This is a genomic window from Nocardia sp. IFM 10818, assembly GCF_054655275.1.
On sequence record NZ_BAAHJH010000001.1, the window covers coordinates 6,337,784 to 6,354,254 of the forward strand.

The window sequence follows — 16,471 nt, forward strand, 5'->3', positions numbered from 1 at the left end:
CAGAATCGGTCAGCAGGGGACGCCGAGAACGGAGAGGAAGGCGGTGGCGGCCGGGGTGCGGGTGGCGCGGTTCCAGATCACGTACTCGATGCGATCCGGGGCGTCGGTGATCTCCAGGGTGACCACGCCGGTGAGTTTCGGGCGTAGGTGGCGGGAACCATGGCGACGCACAGGTTCTGCTCGACCAGGCGGGCCATGTAGTCGGCGGTGCTCACTTCGAAGGCGACGTCGCGGACGAGACCGGCGGCGGTGAAGGCCTGGTCGGTCTGGATGCGGCCGGCGGTGCCCGCGGGCAGATCTACGAATACCTCTTCGGACAGCCGTCGCAGGTCGGCCGCGGGTCCGGCGGCCAAGGGATGGTCCGGCGCCACCACGGCCACGAGGCGGCCGCGGGCCAGCTCGTGCGCGGCCACGCCGTGCGGGCGAGCGGTGATCGGCAGGCCCAGGAAGGCCACATCGAGCGTGCCCTGCTTGACCTTCTCGACCAGATTGTCGCTCGCGCCCACGCACAGGCCGATGCGCACGTGCGGGTACCGGCCGCGAATCTCGCGCAATGCACCGGGGACATCGACGGCGGCGACGGTGGGAATCAGGCCGACGGCCAGGCGGCCGCGGATCTCGCCGACGGCCGCGGCGACCTCGGCGGCGGCGCGCTCGGCGGCCTCCAGGCATTGCCGCGCGGCGGGCAGGAAGGCCGCGCCCGCCGGGGTCAGCCGCACCCGGCGGCTGGTGCGCTCGAACAGCTTCGCGCCGAGTTCCCTTTCCAGGCGGGCGATCTGGTGGCTGAGAGCGGATTGCACCACCAGGCAGCGCTCGGCCGCGCGGGTGAAGCTATTGGTCTCGGCGACGGCGACCACATAGCGCATCTGCTGGAGCTCCATCTATCAATCGTGATTCACGATCGATGAATTGACAAACATGTGTTGGACTCATCGATCCTGCGTGCGCGAGACTCGAGAGTGTGAAAAGTACCGCAGCACAGCCGGTTTCCGATGCGTACGGCAGCGAACCCCAGCGGGCGACGCTGTCCCGGGTCGCGCTGACTGCGATCGCTCCCCTCTCGTGGGGCACGACCTATGTGACCATCACCGAGCTGCTGCCGGCCGGTCACCCCATGTTCGCGGCGCTCATGCGGGCACTGCCCGCCGGGCTCATCGCGCTGGCGTGCACGCGGGTGCTGCCGCGCGGCAGCTGGTGGGTGAAGACCGCGGTGCTGGGCGTGCTGAATATCGGGCTGCTCAATGCCCTGGTCTTCATCGCGGCCGAACGCCTGCCGGGCGGCATTGTGGCGACCTTGGCGGCGGTGCAGCCGCTGCTCGTCGCGGTGCTGGTCGTCGTCGTGCTCGGCGAGAGTCCCTCCGCGTGGCGCTTCGCCTGGGGGATCGCGGGCGCGGTCGGCGTCGGCCTGGTGGTGATCGGGCCGGATGCCGCCTTCGATCCGATCGGGGTCGCGGCGGGACTGGTCAGCGCGGGGTCGATGGCGCTCGGGCTGACGCTCACCAAACGCTGGGGGCGGCCGCCCGAGGCCGGGCCGACCGCGTTCGCGGGCTGGCAGCTCGCGGCGGGCGGGCTGTTCCTGGCGCCCGTCACATTGCTGGCCGAGGGGCCGCCGCCCGCCATCGATCCCATTGCCGCGCTCGGCTATCTCTGGCTGGGCGGAACCGGCGGGCTGATCGCGTACGTCGTGTGGTTCCGCGGCATCGCCACCTTGCCGGTCGCCTCGGTCGCGGTGCTCGTCCTGATCTCGCCGCTGGTGGCCGCGGCGCTCGGGGCGGTGCTGCTCGGCCAGACCTTCGGCCCGGTCCAGTTGGCCGGATTCGGGATCGCCCTCGCCGCAATCGTCGCGGGACAGCTTCCCGCGCCTACTCGCAAAGAAAGATGAGATGAAACGGATTCTCGGTATCACGGCGGCGCTCGGCTGCCTTGCTCTGTTCACGCCCGCCGAACCGGCGGCGGCACAAGGACTCTTCCCGACCACGATCGAACTGCCCGCCGGATTCCGGCCGGAAGGCATTGCCATCGGGACGCTGCCGGTGGCCTATATCGGCTCGATGGCCGATGGGGACATCTATCGCGTCGACCTGATCACCGGGCAGGGCGGGGTCTTCAGCGAAGGGCCGGGGACGCAATCGCTCGGGCTCCTGCTCGACGATCGCGGGCGGCTGTTCGTGGCCGGTGGCACCGCGGGCGATGCGCGCGTGGTCGACACCCGCACGGGAGCGGTGCTGGCGAGCTATCGATTCGGCACGGCGCCGGACACATTCGTCAATGACATCGTGTTCACGGGCGCGGGTGCGTGGTTCACGGATTCGCGCAGTCCTGTGCTCTATCACCTGCCCATCGGGCCCGATGGCGCGCTGCCGCCGCCCGAGGCGGTGGTGACGGTTCCGTTGAGCGGCGATATCGCTTATGTGCCAGGGGCTTTCAATGGCAATGGGATCGTGCGCACGCCCGACGGTTCCGGGCTGGTCATGGTGCAGTCGGAGACCGGGCAGCTGTTCCGGATCGATCCGGATACCGGCGTGACGACGCGGATCGATATCGGCGGGGAGAGCCTCGTCGATGGCGACGGGCTGCTGTTGCAGGGCGATCGGCTGTTCGTGGTGCAGAACCGGCTCAATGCGATTGCCGTGATCACCCTCGACGATGCGGGTACGACGGGCAGGGTCGAACGGCGCGTCACCGATCCGCGTTTCGATGTGCCGACCACCTTCGGGGTCTTCGGCGGGCGCCTGTACCTGCCCAACGCGCGGTTCGATACGCCGCCGGAGCCGACCACCACCTACAACGTCGTCGCCATCGATCAGCCCTGAGCCCCGCGCTATGAATAGGGCATCCGTCCGATACCCGCTGGCGCCGCGGCCTTTTAGCCTCTGATACAGGTCGGGGGTGGGCTGCTGCGGCAGCGGGAGGAAGAGAGTTCCGATGATACGGACGGGTAGTCGGCTGCGCGCCGTCATGGGTGTGCTGCTGGGTGCGTTGGCGCTGGTGCTGGTGTTGTCGGCGTGCACGACAAAGGAATCCGACTCCGGAGCGCCGGCGTCGAGCACGGCGTCGAAGACCTCGGTCAGGGCGACGAAGACGGTAACCCCAACGAGTTCGGGCGCACCGCAGGGCAATCCGGGCGGCAACGGCGGCCAGGACGTGTCTCAGCCGGGCGGCGGCGGCAATGGTGGCGGCGGCGGGACGGATCAGGGGAACGTGCCCACCGCGCCGAACGAGTGCGGGCCCGATATTCCCTACTGCGGGACGGACAATTGCGATTCCGGCGTCATCTGCGGCGATCCGAACCAGGTGAAGTGCACGGAGAAGATCGACTACCGAGGTGATCCGCGGTCGAGTGCCGAGATCGACTCACAGGGTGAGCGGGACGGGCGGTGCCCCGATCCGATTCGTCTCACCACCACGGTCGCACCGGTGCCGACGACCACACCGCCCGTGGTCACCACCACGACCGGGGCATGGGTCACCACGACGACCGGAGCATGGGTCACCACGACGACCGGGGCATGGGTCACCACGACGACCAATCGCTAAGCGGCGCATATCGGTTGTGGTGCGAGCGCGGCAATGAACTCCCCGACCGGTAGCTCGTCCGGCGCACAGGCGCCGGACGAGCTATCGGGTTCGGCGCCGGCGGTCGGATCCGAAGTGTCATGAGTGGCCAGGTAGACACGTTGCAGGCTGTTGATGCACATGCGTTCACGCTAGGCGCGGCGCGGATTCGGCCGCTTCTCGATTCCTGACCACTCGTGCCGGAATACCGCTCGCCGTCAGCCTAGTACGGGCAGTTGGCGTTCGTCGGCGAGCTTGCTCAGCTTCCGCTGCATGACACCGGTGACGAGCTCATAGGCGGCATCCCAGTCGTCGGGTTCCTTGCCGGCGTCTTCCAGCGCCGCCCGCACGTCGATGGGGTCGCGGAACTCGACAATGATTTTGGCGGGCAGCGGGATATGACCGAGGGCGTCGCTGATATTGAGTCCCCACGGCAGTGCGAGCGAGATGGGGAACACCTTCACTCGGAACAACCGGTCCAGCCGTAGCGCCCGCGCGATGCGATCCCCTCTCGTCAGGATGAACAATGTCTCCTGACCGCCGATCGTCACCACCGGCACGATCGGCACGCCCTCCTCCACCGCCAAGCGCACGAACCCCTTCCGCCCCGCGAAGTCGATCCGATCCTGCTCGCAGGTCGGCCGCATGACCTCCCAGTCCCCACCCGGATACACCAGCACCGCCGCCCCCACCCGCAGGGCCTTCCGGGCATTCTCCGGGGCCGCCGCCAAGGTCCCCCACTTCCGCGCCGCGTCCCCCACTCCCGGCGCGACCATCAGCAAGTCGTGCGCCAATTGATAGAATGCCCGCTCCACCCCGAAATGCCGCACGAACCCCAACGCGGTCACCGGCACCTCCGGCGCGGTGATTCCCCCGGTGTGATTGCCCACCAGCAGGACCGGCCCGTCCGGCGGCACCTTCTCGATCCCGCGCACCTCGGCCCGGAAATACACCCGCACGATCCGCCACCCGAGATCAACTGTGCGAGCGATGAATTCCGGATCCCGGTCGCTCAGCTTCCCCTCGGGCACCAGGCCCCGCACCCACGCGCTCACGGCGTCGATCGGCCGGGTCCACACTCTCGTATCCATCAATCCGGCTGTGCCCCCTCACGCGCGCCTGAAACGCTCCCGCGCGTACACCGCCGTCATTGCATCCCGGATCGAGACCGCAGCCACCCCATGACCTCCGGGTCCGGGTGGTGTTCCACGCGGAACCGTGGCGGATAGATGCCCGGGACAGGCCGCAAATCCACTGCGGCGGCGAGGATTTCCCAGGTGACGCCGAAGGTCTCGCCGGTGTCGGCATTGGTCAGGGTGACATTGCCGACCTTCGGCAGCAGGGTGGGAACGGTATCCGTCCACGGCGCCACCGTCGTCTCGACGCCGTCCTTGGAACGAACATGCATCAGCTTCGCGGCCCGATCCTCGGTCAGGCCGGCATCCAGATCGGCGCGCAGATGCTCGTACTGCCCGCCGTACACCGCGGCGGCCAATGTCGCCTCCGCGGACCTGATCTCGCGCCACGCGGCATGGTCGCCGCGCACCCGATACGGGATCAGCCCACCCGCCGCATCAATGGTGTACGGCATCGGCGACACCGGCCGCACCGCGTCATCGAACAACCGCCGCGCCGTGTTCACCAGCCACAGCACATGCTGCTCCGAGAACTCCGCGCCCACCAGCACGCCCACGTTCTCGGCGATGAACACGATCGGCCGGGCCCCCGCCTTGGCCCCGATCCCCGCCAGCCACCCGTCCACCAACGGCAGCGACCCGGCATACAGATCCCCGCTCACATCCGGAATGTGCAGCATCCCGCTGTTCGCACCCGGATCGTAGGCGGCCACCGTATCGAGCGCGAGCTCCGCGAGATTGGCCCGCGCGGTCGCGAATACGGCATCCATATCCAGCCCCCACTCCGCCACCTGCCCCGGATCGAGGGTCCGCATGGATGTCGGCAGATCCACCACCACGCTCTCCATCAAGCACGGCAGCACCGGCCGCCACACCGAATGCTCCGCGACCCGCATCCCCTCGACCCGCATGGCGAGACTGTCCGCCTGCCGCACCAACGGACGCAACCGCGGCGCGATCTCACCCCACCCCCCGGATTGCTCCGCCCCACCCAGAGCCGGGCTCACCGCCACGAAGTCGAACAGCATATGCGCCGCCTCCGCCTCCGAAACCCCCCGGCATCTCTTGAACACGGTCGTGAGATCGATCCGCCCGTACTCCCCGTCGTGCAGCCAGTAATCGATGCGAAATTCCCCGGCCTCGAATTCCGCCCGAGCCACCGCACTCTGCCCGCGCACCATGGCCAACGCCTGCTGCCCGAACCGCGCCCGCTCTTTCGCCCCGAAGCCCCCACCCAGAAAACCCATGCGCCGCAACGTACCCCACCCGATCCCCACCCCAACCGCCCCGACCGATCCACCGACCGATTCGCGGCGGCCGTCAGCGCGGCGTGCGCGGGGCGCGGCGGACGGTGCGGCCGTCGGCGACGGCCAGGACGAGGGTTCGGGTGTCGCCGGTGTGCGAGTCGGCGCTATTGGTTGGTGTTGAAGGCGGCGTCGAAGGCGGTGGGGGGTGGGGTGATGGCGTTGTAGCGGCGGATGAAGGTCAGGGCTTCGGGGGCGCCGGAGAGGCGGTCCATGGCGGCGTCTTCCCATTCGATGGAGATGGGGCCGGTGTAGTTGATGGCGTTGAGGGCGCGGAAGGAGTCTTCCCAGGGGACGTCGCCGCGGCCGGTGGAGACGAAGTCCCAGCCGCGGCGGAGGTCGGACCAGGGGAGATGGGAGGAGAGGCGACCGCGGCGGCCGTCGCCTACGCGGAGTTTCGTGTCCTTGCAGTCGACGTGGTAGATGCGGTCGGGGAAGTCGAGGATGACGGCCACGGGGTCGAGGTCTTGCCAGATGAAGTGGGAGGGATCCCAGTTGAGGCCGAAGGCGGGGCGGTGGTCTATGGCTTGCAGGGTGCGGACTGTGGTCCAGTAGTCGTAGGCGATTTCGCCGGGGTGGATTTCGTGGGCAAAGCGGATGCCTTCGGCGTCGAAGACGTCGAGGATGGGGTTCCAGCGGTCGGCGAAATCCTGGTAGCCGCGGTCGATGTGGGATTGGGGGACCGGGGGGAACATGGCGACCGTGTGCCAGATGGAGGAGCCGGTGAAGCCGACTACCGTGGTGACGCCCAGTTCGGCCGCGGCCCTGGCGGTGTCGGCCATTTCGGTGGCGGCGCGCCGGCGGACGCCTTCGGGGTCGCCGTCGGACCAGATGCGGGCGGGGAGGATGGCGCGGTGGCGGTCGTCTATGGGGTGATCGCAGACTGCCTGGCCCACCAGATGGTTGGAGATGGCGAAGACCTGGAGACCGTACTTTTCCAGGGTTTTGCGTTTGGCGGAGATGTAGGCGGGGTCGGAGAGGGCCTTGTCCACTTCGAAATGGTCTCCGGAGCAGGCGATTTCGAGGCCGTCGTAGCCCCAGCCGGCGGCCAGTTCGCAGACCTTCTCGAAGGGGAGGTCGGCCCATTGGCCGGTGAACAGGGTTATCGGTCGCATGGTTGGTCTCCTGCGATGGTGGTCCAGCGGCCCGCGTCGGCGGCGCTGGATTCGACTGCGGCGAGGACGCGTTGCACGGCCAGGCCCTCGGCGAAGGTGGGTTCGGGATTCTTGCCGGCGGCGATGGCGATGATCAGGTCGGCGACCTCGTTGGTGAAGGTGTGGTCGTAGCCGAGGGCGTGACCGGGGGGCCACCAGGCGCCCGCGTAGGGGTGCTGGGGTTCGGTGACGAGGATGCGGCGGAAGCCGGCGGCGCCGGCGTCGGCGGTGTTGTCGTGGAACCACAGCTCGTTCATGGCCTCCAGATCGAAGGCCAGGCTGCCGCGAGTTCCATTGAGCTCCAGGCGCAGCGAGTTCTTGCGTCCGGTGGCGACCCGGGTGGCCTCGAAGGAGGCCAGGCCGCCGCCGGAGAGGCGGCCGAGGAACAGGGCCGCGTCGTCGACGGTGACGGGGCCGCTGCCGGGGCCGTCGGGCAGGGGGCGTTCGGTGACGAAAGTGTCCAGCAGGGCCGAGACCCCGGTCAAGGCTTCCCCGGTGACGAACCGGGTGGCGTCGATGATGTGCGCGCCGATATCGCCGAGGGCCCCGGAACCCGCGCGCTCACGATCGAGCCGCCAGCTCATGGGCGTGCGCGGATCGGCGAGCCAGTCCTGCAGATAGTGCGCCCGCACATGCCGGATGGCGCCGATCCGCCCCTGCGCCACCAGCTTCCGGGCCAGTGACAGCGCGGGCACGCGCCGGTAGCTGAAGCCGACCATGGACCGGACCCCGTGGCGGGCGGCCCGCTCGGCCGCGGCGGCCATGGCCTCCGCCTCGGCCACGGTATTGGCGAGCGGCTTCTCGCACAGCACATGCTTGCCGGCTTCCAGTGCGGCAATCGCGATTTCGGCGTGGCTGTCGCCGGGTGTGCAGATATCGATGAGATCGACATCGTCGCGTTCGAGCAGATGCTTCCAATCGCCCACCGCGCTCCCCCAGCCGAGTCGGGCGGCCGCCGCGGCCGCCCGCCCGGCATCGCGCCCGGCGAGCACGGAAAGCACCGGCTGCCACGGCAAATCGAAGAACGCGTCCACGCTGCGCCAGGCGTGGGAGTGGGCGCGCCCCATGAAGGCATGGCCGACCAGGCCGATGCCGACGGTAGGCCGGTTCGTCGAGCTCATCGGGCTCCGTTCGGGTCGGGTGTCAGTAACCGTTGGCCAGGTACTGATCCACGTTGTCCTTGGTGACGACCGCGGAGAAGGTGGTGATCTTCGCGGGCACATCGTGTTCGGCGAGATCGCCGAGCGCCTTGCGCTGCCCCAGCAGCCGGGCCAGCGCGACGGCGGAGGAGGCCATGGCGGGGCTGTAGAGCACGGTCGCCCGCAAGGGCGAGTTCCCGCCCTTGATCTCGTTCATGGCCTGGGTGGAACCACCGCCGCCGACCATGACGAATTCACCGGCGCGATTGGCCTGCCGGATGGCGGCGAGCACCCCGATGCCCTGATCGTCGTCGTGGTTCCACATGGCGTCGATCTTCTTGACCGCCTGCAACATCTGGCTGGCCACCTGCTGCCCGCCCGAGGCGGTGAAGTCGGTGGACTGCCGGGCTTCGACGCGGAATCCGGCGGCCCCCAGCGCATCCCGGAAGCCTTGGCTGCGTTCCTGGGTGAGCTGGAGGTTGTCGATCCCCGCGATCTCCACGATCACCGGGTCGGCAATATTCTTCTCCCGCATCCTGGCGATGATGAAATTGCCCGCATTGATGCCCATTCCATAGTTGTCGCCGCCGATCCAGGTGCGATACGCCAGCGCGGAGGCGAACACCCGATCCAGGTTGATCACCGGAATCCCCGCCGCCATGGCCGTTTTCGCGATCTCGGTGAGCGCATTGCCGTCGAACGGCAGGATCACCAGCACATCGACCTTCTGATTGATCAGCGTCTGCACCTGCTCGATCTGGCGAGCGACGTCATTGGTCCCCTCGGTCAGGCTGAGCTTCACATCGCTGAGCCCGTCGGCCTGCGCCCGGGCATTGCGGGTGACGGCCGCGGTCCAGCCGTGATCGGCCGAGGGCGCGGAGAATCCGATGTTCACCTCCGCCCCCGCGGCCGCATTGTCGCCGGTATTGCCCGCGACCTGGGTGGTGGAGGTGCTCTCGTTGGAGGTGCAGGCCGCCGCGAACAGGCCCGCGCCGGCCGCCAGCCCGCCGAGCAGGATGCCGCGTCGGGAGGGGGAATGGGTGGTGCTCATGGTATTCCTTAGTGCTTCAACAGTTCTCACGTGAGAGTGGGGACGGCCCGGGCGCGGCCGAAGCGCTGGAACAGCAGGACCGCGACGATGATCGCGCCCTTGCCGATCGCCTGGATGGGTTGTTCCAGGTTGTTGAGGATGAACAGGTCCTCGATGACGGTGAAGACCAGCACCCCGAGGATCGACCCGGTGATGGTGCCGAATCCGCCGCTGAGCAGCGTGCCGCCGATGACCACCGCGGCGATCGCATCCAGTTCGTAGAGCTGGCCGTTGGTGCTGGCCCCGGTGGTCGTCTGCGCGGTGAGCATGATGGCCGCGATACCGCAGCACACGCCGGAGATCACGTAGAGCAGCAGCGTGTGCCGCCGTACATCGATGCCGGCCAGCCGGGCCGCCTCCGGATTGCCGCCGACCGCGCAGCTGCGCCGCCCGAAGGTGGTGCGCTCCAGCAGGATCCACCCGATGGCCACCACGACCAGGAACAGGTACACCAGCAGCGGAATGCCCAGCACCCGCTCCTGCGCCAGCGCCAGCAGATCGGTGGTGACCAGCTGCGACTGCCGCCCCGAGAGCTGTTCGGCCAGCCCGCGCGCGGCCACCATCATGGCCAGCGTCACGATGAACGGCACCAGCTTGCCGTAGGCGATGAGCGCGCCGTTGAGCAGCCCGCAGGCCGCGCCGACGGCCAAGGCGCTGAACACCATTCCGGCCACGCCGTAGGACTGCGTCGCGGTGGTCGTGCACCACACCGAGGCCAGCGCGATGATCGCACCCACCGACAGGTCGATGCCGCCGCCGATGATCACGAATGTCATGCCGACGGTGACCACGCCGATCACCGACGCCAGCGTGAGAATGGTGATCATATTGCTGGCGCTGAGGAAGTCCTCGCCCTTGGTCACCGCCCCGACCGCCAGCAGGGCCAGCAGCGCCACCACCAGCGTCGCGTGTTTGCGAATCTCGCGGCGCGCCTTGCCCGGTGCGGCCGCCGCCGGTCGATCACCGGGCGGGGCCGTCGTTTTCGCCTGCACCTCGCTCACAAGGCGCTCCCTTCCATGATCATGGCGACGATGTCGCGTTCGCCGAGCTCGGCCGCGGCGGCCGCGTGGATCACCACGCCGTCGCGCAGCACCAGCACCCGGTCCGCGAGCGCGAGCAGTTCCGGCAGATCGCTGGAGACCAGCAGCACCGCCACGCCCTGCTCGGACAACCGGCGGATCTGGGCGTACACATCGGCGCGCGCACCGACATCCACCCCGCGGGTGGGTTCGTCCAGCAGCAGCACCCGGGCGTCGTCGAGCAGCCAGCGCGCCAGAATGGCCTTCTGCTGATTGCCGCCGGAGAGTTCGCGCACCGGATGCGCGGGATCGGCCGGGCGCACCCCGACCCGGGCCAGGGCGGCCCGGGTGTCGGCGCGTTCGCGCCGCCGGTCGAACCAGCCGAAGCGGGAGTAGCGCGGCAGCGAGGCGGCGGAGATATTGCGCCCCACCGATTCCAGCAGGAACAGCGCCTGTGATTTGCGCTCCTCCGGTGCGAGACCGAGCCCGGCGGCCACCGCGGCGCGGGTGCTGCCGGGCCGGATGCGCCGCCCGTCGACCAGCACCCGTCCCGCCGACGGACGCCGCGCGCCATAGACGGTCTCCAGGATTTCCGAGCGCCCGGCCCCGACCAGCCCGGCCAGTCCGACGATCTCCCCGGCGTGCACGGTGAACGACAGATCGTGGAATCGGCCCGGCAGCGCGAGCCCCTCCACCCGCAGCACTTCCCCGCCCGCGATGCGCGATGTCCGCGCCGCCGCCTGCCGGAGATCGCCACGCCCGGTCATCAGCGACACCACGTGCTCGGTGCTCGTGGTCCCGGCGGGCAGTCCGGCGGCGACCGTGCGCCCGTCCTTCAGCACGGTGATCCGATCGCCGATCGCCCGGATCTCCTCCAGGCGATGCGAAATGTACACCACCGCAACGCCTTCGGAACGAAGCTGCCCGATGATGCGAAACAGGTTGGCCACCTCGTCATTGCCCAGCGCCGCCGAGGGCTCGTCCATGACGATCAGCCGCGCGTCGTGCGAGAGCGCCCGCGCAATGCTCACCACTTGTTTGGCGGCGGCGGGCAGGGCGCCGACAGCGGTATCGGGCCGCAGCTCCGCATGCCCGAGCCGCCCGAGCAGTTCGGTGGTGGCGCGGGCGGCCGGGGCGCCCCGGGTGAATCCGGCCCGCGAATGCTCGTGTCCGAGAAAGATGTTCTCCTCGATGCTCAGCCCATCGCACAGATCCAGCTCCTGATAGATGGTGGCGATGCCCAGCCGCGTCGCCGCCGCGGGCCCGGACAACCGCACCGGCGAACCGCGCCAACGCATGTCGCCCCCATCGGGTTGATGCGCTCCCGACAACACCTTGATCAGCGTCGATTTCCCGGCCCCGTTCTGCCCGAGCAGACAGTGCACCTCCCCCGCCCGCACCTCCAGATCGACGTGATCCAGGGCCCGCACACCCGGGAATTCCTTGACGATGCCGCGCATGGTGAGCACGGTGTCCATGGCCGGCCTCCTCGCCGGCGCCGCGGATCAGGCGACGCTGAAGACGTGATCGCTGATGAGCCGGGCCGCGCCGATGAGCCCGCCGACACCGGCGAGCTCGGACAGCACAATCGGCAGATTGCCGGTGGCCAGCGGCAGCGACCGCCGGTAGACCACGCTGCGGATCTCCGCGAGCAGCGGATGCCCGAAACCGGTGACGCCCCCGGCGATCACCACCAGCCCGGGATTGAAGAAACTGACCAGACCCGCCAGCACCGTGCCGAGATGCCCGCCCGCCTCGCGAATCATGGCCACCGCCACCGGGTCTCCCGCCGCGGCGGCATCGGCCACATCGACGGCGCTGAGTGTGCCCGCCGTCGCCAGCCGCTCGGCGAGGAAGGCCGAGCGTCCGGCCCGCGCCGTGGCCACCGCCTCCCGCGCCAGCGCCGCCCCGCCCGCGTACGCCTCCAGACAACCGGCATTGCCGCAGGCGCACACGGGCCCGTCATCACTGATCCGGATATGCCCGATATCCCCCGCGCTGCCGGAGACGCCGCGATAGATCCCGCCGCCCACCACGATCCCGCAGCCGACGCCGGTGCCGACCTTGACCAAGAGGAAGTCTTCGACGGAATGCGCTGATCCGGCATGCATTTCGCCGAGCGCCATAATGTTGACGTCATTGTCCACCAGCACCGGGCAGCCCAGTTCCTGTGCGACCGCCTCGCGCACCGGAAAGCGGTGCCAGCCCGGCATGATCGGCGGCGTCACCGGTATCCCGTCGCGAAAGCTCACCGGACCCGGCACGCCGATCCCGGCCCCGTGCAAGCGCCCGCCCGCCGCGTGCTCCTCGCGCAGCTTGCCGACCAGGTCCAGCACCCGCTCGAGCACCGCCGCCGGCCCCTGCCGGATATCGCACGGCTCGGAAAGCTTTCCGAGCACCCGCAATTCGCCGTCCGTCACGGCGACATCGATCGAAGTGGCCCCGATATCCACCGCGGCGAACCGCAATCCGGAGGCCAGCCGCGCAATGGCCGACCGCCGTCCCCCGCTGGAGGCCGCGAGCCCGCCCGCCTCCACCAGCCCCAGCTCGGCCAGCCGATCGAGCTCGACCGCGAGCTTGGACCGGGACAACTCCATGGGATGCCCGAGTTCCGACCGCGATTGCGGCCCGCGATCCCGCAACAGCCGCAATAGCCGTACCTGGTGGGCGTTTTCGGGTCGAGCCGCGATCCGCATCGGGTCCTTCTTTCCTACGGATACCGCGATTCAACGCCTCTTTGTCGCCTCTTGTCCCGACTTTCGACGAATTCGTACAAAGTTTGTTCTGTGTCGAGACAAAGTGGTGGGCGCCCTTGGGCGCCCACCACTTTCGACTCAGCGGATCAGGACTCCTTCACCAGATCCGTATCCTTCGGCAGGTCCTCCTCCAGCACCGCCTCACCGCGCGCGACCATGCCGGCCTCGTCGGAGAGCTTCAGGTGCGGGATGAACAGGGCCAGCAGGAAGGCCAGGGCCACACCGGGAATCAGGTACCAGAAGCCGGGGACCAGGGCGTCGACGTACGCGCCGACAATGGCGTCGTGCAGCTGCTCGGGCAGGTGCTTGACCACCGACGGCACCAGGGCGCTCGGATCGAGCCCGGCCGCCTGTGCGCCATTGGCCCGGAACGCCTCCCCGAGCCCCTCGGCCAGGCGGTTGGTGAAGATGGAGCCGAAGACGGCCACGCCGATCGCGCCGCCCATTTCGCGGAAGTAGTTGTTGGCGCTGGTCGCGGTGCCGATCTGGTCGGGGGTCACCGCGTTCTGCACCACCAGCACGATGATCTGCATGATCAGGCCGAGGCCCGCGCCCATGACGAACAGCATGCCCGAGACCACCCACATGGAGGTGTTCGCGTTCAACTGGGTCAGCCACAGCATGCCCGCACCCATGATGAGCGCGCCGATCGGCGGATAGACCCGGTACTTGCCGGTCTTGGTGATGGCGCTCATGGAGGAGATGAGCGTGGCCATCATGCCGACCATCATGGGAATGAGCAGCAGGCCCGACACCGAAGCCGAAGCGCCGGTGGCCATTTGCAGATAGGTCGGGATGAAGGCGAGCGCCGCGAACATGACCAGGCCGACCACCAGGCCGATGGCCGAGGTGAGCACGAAGGTCCGGTTGCGGAACAGCCACAGCGGCAGCATGGGCTCCTCGGCGCGCGACTCCACCACGATGAACGTGCCGACCACCAGCGCCAGCGCCGCGATCATGGACAGGATGACCGAGGAATCCCACTCGTAGCGCTTGCCGCCCCAGTCGGTAATGAGAATGAGCAGCGTGGTCGCCGCCGACATGAGCACGACGCCGAGGTAGTCCGGCTTGGTCTTGGGCCGGTGGCTGGGAATGCTCAGGTATTTGAACGCGATGACCAGCGCCGCGATACCGATGGGCACATTGATCCAGAAGCACCAGCGCCAGCCGGTGTGATCGGCGAAGAACCCGCCCAGCAGCGGACCGGCCACCGAGGTGATGCCGAAGATGGCGCCCATGGGCGCCATGTACTTGCCGCGATCCTTGGCGGGCACCACATCGGCGATGATGGCCTGCGCCAGGATCATCAGACCGCCGCCGCCGACGCCCTGCAGGCCGCGGAAGGCGATGAACTCCCAGAAACCGGTGGACAGCGCCGCGCCGACGGAGGCGAGGGTGAACACGCCGATGGCGAACAGGAACAGCCAGCGGCGGCCGAACAGATCGCCGAACTTGCCGTAGATGGGCATGACGATGGTGGTGGCCAGCAGGTAAGACGTTGCGGTCCAGGCCATTTCGTTCACGCCGCCGAGCTCGCCGACAATGGTCGGCATGGCGGTGCCCACAATGGTCTGATCGAGGCTGGCCAGGAACATGCCCGCGATCAATGCGGAGAAGATGAGCCAGATTCGTTTCTGCGTCAGGACGATAGGCGCCGGCGGCGACTCGGCCGTCGTGGTCATCGGTCGTGCTCCTTATCTGTTGTCGGGTCTGCGAAACAGCTCGGCCGCCAGAGCGGACTGCGCGCGTATCGCGTCGCCCAGGGACCTATCGGGGTTGGCGGCCAGCGACATCGCGGCCCGGGTGCTGAGGGTGGACATGATTCCGGCTGTGACACCGGCGAATTCGGCGTCGACCTCGTCGCCCTTGCGCGCGGACAGCAGTTCCCGCACGGCGGCCTCGTGCCGTGCGCCGGCCGCGAGGAAGGCCGCGAGCACGCGCCCCTCGGTCTTGATGATCTCCGCGACCAGGGCGATGCTCTCGCGCACTTCCTCCTCCGGCTCGTAGTCGGAGGCGAACAGCGCGATCAGATCGTCGATGAGCACCCCCGTGGGCCCGCCCGCGATGAACTCCGCGCGCGCCTGCGGCGTCCCGATCTCGGTGACCGGCCCGACCACGGCGTCCAGCTTGGTGTCGTAGTAGTTGAAGAACGTCCGCGGCGACACCCCCACCGCCTTGGCGATGTCGTCGGTGGTCGTCGCGTCGAGCCCGCGTTCCACGGTCAACCGGCGCGCGGCCATACACAGAGCGAGCCGCGTCTGCCGTTTCTTCCGCTCCCGCAGCCCGAGCTCCGGCTCATCGCCCTTCGCAGCACCCATGCCCGAAAATTTAGCAGGAACTGCAATTTTTCAGAAACTGCAATTTGCTGAGGTGCTCATCACACCGCAGCGGGACTGGTGGACGAACTCCTATGGACTGTGGACGGTGATCCATGGCCGGGGCCGCTCACCTGGACTGGAATCGAGTCATGGCACAGCACAACGATGAGATCCTCGTCCTCGCCGCCACGGGCAAGACCGGCCGCCGGGTGGTCGAGCAGCTGCGCGCCGCAGGCGCCCGGGTGCGACCGGTATCGCGTTCCAGCGCAATCCGTTTCGACTGGTCGGACAGCACCACCTGGGCACCGGCGCTGGCGGGCGTCGGCGCCGTCTACCTGGTGGCGCCGGAGGAACCGGAACCGATCGCCGGCTTCGTCGAGCAGGCGGTGGGCGCGGGCGTGCGCCGCTTCGTCGCGCTGTCCGGCCGCGGTATCGAGCACATCGACGAGCATTTCGGCCAGGGCATGGCCGCCGCCGAAGCGGCGGTGCGCGGCTCGGGCGTCGAGTGGACCATCCTGCGCGCCAACAACTTCCTGCAGAACTTCACCGAGGACCTCTGGCACGCTCCGCTGCGCGCGGGCCGACTCGGCCTCCCCGTCGGCGGGGTGCTCGAACCCCTCATCGACGTCGACGACATTGCCGCGGTCGCCGCCACGGTCCTCGTCGAGCCCGGCCACACCGGCCGGATCTACGAGCTGTCCGGCCCGCGCCGCCTGACCTATCCCGAGGCGGTGGCCATTATCGCCGCGGCGGCCGGTCGCGAAATCCGCTTCGAGGAACTGACGCCCGAGCAATACCGCGCCGAACTTCGCGCCGAAGGCTGGGACGAGGTCGGCGTCGCCGCCATGGACAGCCTCTTCGCCGTCATGCGCGCAGGCCACCTGTCCGACCTGGCCGACGGCGTCCAGCGCGTGCTGGGCCGCGCGCCGAACGGCATCGAGGAGTGGGCCGGAAAGGCGGCCGCCACCGGGATCTGGTCCCAGTCCTGACCCTTCCCGGC

The 16,471-nt window shown here is 68.8% G+C and carries 15 protein-coding genes; 4 read left to right on the plus strand and 11 right to left on the minus strand.

What is annotated here, in order from left to right; genetic code table 11:
- Window positions 1–77: 77 nt before the first annotated feature.
- Window positions 78–881 (minus strand): LysR family transcriptional regulator, encoded by an 804-nt coding sequence (locus ACYQ5L_RS29525; RefSeq protein WP_459961500.1) that lies wholly within the window; start codon window positions 879–881, stop codon window positions 78–80.
- An 80-nt stretch (window positions 882–961) separates the two neighbouring features.
- Between ACYQ5L_RS29525 and ACYQ5L_RS29530 the strand changes: the two genes are divergently transcribed.
- The 3 genes from ACYQ5L_RS29530 (at window position 962) to ACYQ5L_RS29540 (ending at window position 3,537) form a co-directional block, all read left to right on the plus strand.
- On the plus strand, window positions 962–1,882 hold the full coding sequence (locus ACYQ5L_RS29530; protein ID WP_459961501.1) for an EamA family transporter: 921 nt from the start codon (window positions 962–964) through the stop codon (window positions 1,880–1,882).
- Between the two features lies 1 nt (window position 1,883).
- The gene (locus ACYQ5L_RS29535; RefSeq protein ID WP_459961502.1) at window positions 1,884–2,813 is read left to right on the plus strand and encodes an SMP-30/gluconolactonase/LRE family protein; all 930 of its coding nucleotides are present in this window, start codon (window positions 1,884–1,886) and stop codon (window positions 2,811–2,813) included.
- A 112-nt stretch (window positions 2,814–2,925) separates the two neighbouring features.
- Complete coding sequence (locus ACYQ5L_RS29540) at window positions 2,926–3,537, plus strand: hypothetical protein (protein ID WP_459961503.1); 612 nt, start codon at window positions 2,926–2,928, stop codon at window positions 3,535–3,537.
- Window positions 3,538–3,773: 236 nt separating this feature from the next.
- On the opposite strand, the gene ACYQ5L_RS29545 is transcribed toward ACYQ5L_RS29540, so the two are convergent.
- From ACYQ5L_RS29545 to ACYQ5L_RS29590, 10 genes are all read right to left on the minus strand, one after another.
- Window positions 3,774–4,646, minus strand: coding sequence for a lysophospholipid acyltransferase family protein (locus ACYQ5L_RS29545; RefSeq protein WP_459961504.1), 873 nt, complete (start codon window positions 4,644–4,646; stop codon window positions 3,774–3,776).
- 56 nt (window positions 4,647–4,702) lie between these two features.
- The gene (locus ACYQ5L_RS29550; RefSeq protein WP_459961505.1) at window positions 4,703–5,938 is read right to left on the minus strand and encodes a DUF1444 domain-containing protein; all 1,236 of its coding nucleotides are present in this window, start codon (window positions 5,936–5,938) and stop codon (window positions 4,703–4,705) included.
- Between the two features lie 164 nt (window positions 5,939–6,102).
- Complete coding sequence (locus ACYQ5L_RS29555; RefSeq protein ID WP_459961506.1) at window positions 6,103–7,110, minus strand: sugar phosphate isomerase/epimerase family protein; 1,008 nt, start codon at window positions 7,108–7,110, stop codon at window positions 6,103–6,105.
- Entirely contained in the window at window positions 7,098–8,270 is a 1,173-nt protein-coding gene (locus tag ACYQ5L_RS29560; RefSeq protein ID WP_459961507.1) for a Gfo/Idh/MocA family protein, read from the minus strand. The genes ACYQ5L_RS29555 and ACYQ5L_RS29560 overlap by 13 nt, the downstream gene beginning before the upstream one ends.
- A gap of 22 nt (window positions 8,271–8,292) precedes the next feature.
- Entirely contained in the window at window positions 8,293–9,339 is a 1,047-nt protein-coding gene (locus tag ACYQ5L_RS29565; protein WP_459961508.1) for a substrate-binding domain-containing protein, read from the minus strand.
- Between the two features lie 26 nt (window positions 9,340–9,365).
- Window positions 9,366–10,379, minus strand: coding sequence for an ABC transporter permease (locus tag ACYQ5L_RS29570; protein ID WP_459961509.1), 1,014 nt, complete (start codon window positions 10,377–10,379; stop codon window positions 9,366–9,368).
- Window positions 10,376–11,875 carry a sugar ABC transporter ATP-binding protein gene (locus tag ACYQ5L_RS29575; protein WP_459961510.1) on the minus strand — a complete coding sequence of 500 codons (1,500 nt, stop codon included), beginning with the start codon at window positions 11,873–11,875 and terminating at the stop codon, window positions 10,376–10,378. Before ACYQ5L_RS29575 ends, ACYQ5L_RS29570 begins: the two co-directional genes overlap by 4 nt.
- A gap of 27 nt (window positions 11,876–11,902) precedes the next feature.
- Window positions 11,903–13,093, minus strand: coding sequence for an ROK family protein (locus ACYQ5L_RS29580; RefSeq protein WP_459961511.1), 1,191 nt, complete (start codon window positions 13,091–13,093; stop codon window positions 11,903–11,905).
- Window positions 13,094–13,239: 146 nt separating this feature from the next.
- Window positions 13,240–14,835: an MDR family MFS transporter gene (locus ACYQ5L_RS29585; RefSeq protein WP_459961512.1), complete on the minus strand. Its 1,596-nt coding sequence runs from the start codon at window positions 14,833–14,835 to the stop codon at window positions 13,240–13,242.
- A 12-nt stretch (window positions 14,836–14,847) separates the two neighbouring features.
- On the minus strand, window positions 14,848–15,471 hold the full coding sequence (locus tag ACYQ5L_RS29590; protein WP_459961513.1) for a TetR/AcrR family transcriptional regulator: 624 nt from the start codon (window positions 15,469–15,471) through the stop codon (window positions 14,848–14,850).
- Window positions 15,472–15,620: 149 nt separating this feature from the next.
- Between ACYQ5L_RS29590 and ACYQ5L_RS29595 the strand changes: the two genes are divergently transcribed.
- The gene (locus ACYQ5L_RS29595) at window positions 15,621–16,460 is read left to right on the plus strand and encodes an NAD(P)H-binding protein (RefSeq protein WP_459961514.1); all 840 of its coding nucleotides are present in this window, start codon (window positions 15,621–15,623) and stop codon (window positions 16,458–16,460) included.
- Window positions 16,461–16,471: the final 11 nt, after the last annotated feature.